This is a genomic window from Candidatus Methylomirabilota bacterium (assembly GCA_028870115.1).
GTDB lineage: Bacteria > Methylomirabilota > Methylomirabilia > Methylomirabilales > Methylomirabilaceae > Methylomirabilis.
This window is the reverse complement of record JAGWQH010000001.1, coordinates 1-3068: the sequence shown is the minus strand read 5'-3', so window position 1 is coordinate 3068 and position 3068 is coordinate 1. Positions and strand designations below refer to the sequence as shown.

The window sequence follows — 3068 nt, the reverse complement described above, 5'->3', positions numbered from 1 at the left end:
TTGCCATGGTTTCTACCCTCCTAACGACTTCGTCACTCGTCCCTTGACGCTGAACATTATTTCTTAGCGTATCACGCCTGTATCCCCACCGCCAGCACCTCATTTACTATCGGTGGGGCGGAGAGGCGGAAAAGGGACGACGGTGACGTCAAACAGCCGCCGATCTCGATCATGGGCTTGGGCTTGAGGTGGGTTTCCTCGGAGATGCGGGTGCCGAGACCACCAGCGAGGATCACGAGTTTCATGGGTTGATCGCGTCGATTGCGTCATTGCGTTGATAGCGTTCATCGCGTTAGTTGCGTAAGCCGAGTGAGAGGAGCGGGACGAGCGAGACTACACTGAAAACCAAGGGCATTCGTACTCAACTTACATTCCAGCGATGGGTCAAAACCAGGAGATAGTCGGCAAATGCGGGCGGGTGGTATATGTAGGCGAAAGCACCTCTGTCTCTCATTCCACCAGCCACTCCTCTCTGGTGAGGCCAGCGCGGCGGAGGATTCGCTGCAGTAGGTTCACCCCGATCTCCCGTCGATGGGGATTGGGCAGTGTCACGACGATGTCACCCCGTACCATGTATGGATGCTTTCCGCCTTCAAGGGGTCCCTCGAAACCCAATCGACGCAAGCCCCGAACCATCTCATTCCAGGATACGGGAACGAGTCTAGGCAACCGCCAGCTCGCGAGGCAGATGAAGCTGAGTGTCCCCGAGCGGAGGAATCGGCAGGCTGCGGGCAATGCGGATCATCACCCAGCCTTCTACCACTTCAGCCAAGTGTTGTCGGCACTCCTCCAACGTCTTGCCGCTCGCCCAGACTCCCGGCAGTTCCGTCACCTCGCCATAGTAGGGATCCTCATCTTGGATGAGCTCATAGTGCGCACGGGATAGCGCCGCATCGATGTAGGCACAGATCATTGGACCGCCCTCCTTCACCTTTCGGAATGCCTTGAGGTCGCTTTACACCAATGGTGCGGCAGCCTCTCTGCCATACGGCCTCATGTTTCTCGCTCGCCATGCGTAGTATAGCATGCGACTGTTCCCTCTAGCCATCCACAGTCGCCTGTGAAGGTTCTCGATCTCCACTTCATGTCTAAGGTGACGCCTGCCTGCGCCGCAGTCGCGGGCAGGCAAGTCGTACATGTGAAAGAGGTCGTTGGTTTGAGGTGGGCATCGGTCGCTTCGCTGAGACGGGTGCCGAGACCACCAGCGAGGATCACGAGTTTCATGGGTTGATCGCGTCGATTGCGTCATTGCGTTGATAGCGTTCATTGCGTCTGTCTGGTCGGTTTGCTCTGTGTGATCGATCCAGTCATTTGGTCTGTAACGAAATAGACGGAATGGACGAGAAAGACGGAAGAGACCCAAGATGGTTTGCTGACTTAGCCACAACGACACCTCCTCGATCCGCTTCTGTACCCCTGCGTCGATTTCGTCGACCCGGTCTGTGAGAGCTGAGTGCCGGCTCGATCGGGGTTGGAATGATCATCAACACGGTGCTCTGGCGCATCCGAGATTACGTCACCTCGATGATCTGTTGGGGCACATTGATCTGCGCTTGAACATGGGTCAGCATATCCATGCCAAGGAGGCCGTCAAAGAATTGACCAAAGGGAATCATGACGGCCAGGTCTTCCGGAATCGTACCGAGATATTCCACGGCCACATTCTTGCCGCTGGTCTTTACGAGCTCACGGTAGATTTCGTCTTTGCTGGCGGCATGGGCAATGACGTCACCGTCGACGACGTTTAACTGCTCATCGAGCGTTGTCTACTCAATCAGCACCCACTCGCCAGGATAGCGTTTCTGAATCTCGTCCATCTTCATGCGATGTGCCCCCCCTGCTATCTCTCTCTCAACATCGACAAGAATCTCGATGTGTCCGAACGGCTGTCCTCACGGGAGGATTATACCACGTACTCCTCGTGGCGAACACCATCGACGGTCCGCAGAATACCGCATCCTCGCGTTCATTGAGTCCGTTGAGTCGTCGGGTCTATTGAGTCGATTGGGTCGGGCTGAAGAATCGCGCTGTTGAGGTAGACTTGTCTGCGATGAGGGGCATTACGAAGCGTCTTCGATCGTAACCCGCTTTGTACGGAAATCAATCATCAGTTTCTTGCCTCGCAGCAACCTCGTGCCAAGCAATACATCCCGTGAATCAGAGGCTACGCAAAATACCTCATGAGGCTCTCCGCCAAAATGAATCTTGCCAAAGAATACGCTCTCCCGTATCACCTGACCCGTTGCGATCTCGTATTGCTCAAACCCAAGAAACGTCCAATTTGATTGTTGTAGAATGCGCTTGGGAACGCTGATATAGCCGTTGAACCCCGTGTCCACGACACCCATCGTGCGCACACGCTTCTTGCCGAGATTCGGCACCAATGGAACCTCAGGCTCCTCTTCCGCATTGACTCTTCCTCGAATCATCTATTGCCTGCCATATCGAAACTTGTGTACCATGGGATACCCGATGCGGAAAAAACTAAATACCTTCCCGGGAAAGCGAGCCCTGGCTTCCTTCGCAACTACGACCTCATCATCCCCAAGAATGTGCTGGCCCGACTCTGCCTCAATCGCCAGGATTTTCCCCTTATGTTTCTTCCCTAATCGCGCATTCAGCTTCTTGAATACACGTTCGCCTTCGTCGAACAAGCTATCCTTATCGACAACGCGAATGTGAGTCTCTGCTTTCATGTTCCTCCGCCCTCAATCATTTCATGGATGGCCTGTTGTGCATTCAGAACTCAATTCCATAAACTGTTCCATCTGGAGGGTGGCAAAAAAGCCGATCAGACCGTAGGCCTCCATGCCAAGGAACTTGATATACAAGGGCACGAAGACCAGTCCCATGAGCATGGACCAGCCGCGGCCCAGCGTGTTGGCTATGATATTGCGCTTTACCATTTCTTGGCCATATCAGCGGACCCGCTTCAGATAGCCGTCCGGGGCGACGGTGATGAGCAGTTTGTGCTCAATGCTCTTATCAATCTCGAATTATCGAACGTCAGAGCCTGTCCGGCAAACCTCCGTTCATGCTTCGACAGGCTCAGCACGAACGGGAAAAGG

Annotated in this window: 6 protein-coding genes and 2 pseudogenes; 1 reads left to right on the top strand and 7 read right to left on the bottom strand. The window is 54.4% G+C overall.

The features are described from left to right. Positions 1 to 155: 155 nt before the first annotated feature. From KGL31_00040 to KGL31_00030, 3 genes and pseudogenes are all read right to left on the bottom strand, one after another. Positions 156 to 245 (bottom strand): annotated as a pseudogene (locus KGL31_00040) (glucose-1-phosphate cytidylyltransferase). 205 nt (positions 246 to 450) lie between these two features. After that, positions 451 to 669: a type II toxin-antitoxin system HicA family toxin gene (locus KGL31_00035; protein MDE2320305.1), complete on the bottom strand. Its 219-nt coding sequence runs from the start codon at positions 667 to 669 to the stop codon at positions 451 to 453. Next, positions 662 to 913, bottom strand: coding sequence for a type II toxin-antitoxin system HicB family antitoxin (locus KGL31_00030; protein ID MDE2320304.1), 252 nt, complete (start codon positions 911 to 913; stop codon positions 662 to 664). Before KGL31_00030 ends, KGL31_00035 begins: the two co-directional genes overlap by 8 nt. A 646-nt stretch (positions 914 to 1559) precedes the next feature. On the opposite strand from KGL31_00030, the gene KGL31_00025 reads away from it, so the two are divergent. Beyond that, positions 1560 to 1748 carry a hypothetical protein gene (locus tag KGL31_00025; GenBank protein ID MDE2320303.1) on the top strand — a complete coding sequence of 63 codons (189 nt, stop codon included), beginning with the start codon at positions 1560 to 1562 and terminating at the stop codon, positions 1746 to 1748. A gap of 312 nt (positions 1749 to 2060) precedes the next feature. Here the strand turns inward: KGL31_00025 and KGL31_00020 are convergent, their stop codons facing one another. From KGL31_00020 to KGL31_00005, 4 genes and pseudogenes are all read right to left on the bottom strand, one after another. Beyond that, complete coding sequence (locus KGL31_00020; protein ID MDE2320302.1) at positions 2061 to 2429, bottom strand: clan AA aspartic protease; 369 nt, start codon at positions 2427 to 2429, stop codon at positions 2061 to 2063. Further along, positions 2430 to 2696 carry a hypothetical protein gene (locus KGL31_00015; protein MDE2320301.1) on the bottom strand — a complete coding sequence of 89 codons (267 nt, stop codon included), beginning with the start codon at positions 2694 to 2696 and terminating at the stop codon, positions 2430 to 2432. 21 nt (positions 2697 to 2717) lie between these two features. Further along, positions 2718 to 2906 (bottom strand): hypothetical protein, encoded by a 189-nt coding sequence (locus tag KGL31_00010; protein ID MDE2320300.1) that lies wholly within the window; start codon positions 2904 to 2906, stop codon positions 2718 to 2720. 12 nt (positions 2907 to 2918) lie between these two features. Continuing rightward, positions 2919 to 2996 (bottom strand): annotated as a pseudogene (locus KGL31_00005) (hypothetical protein). Between the last annotated feature and the right edge of the window lie 72 nt (positions 2997 to 3068).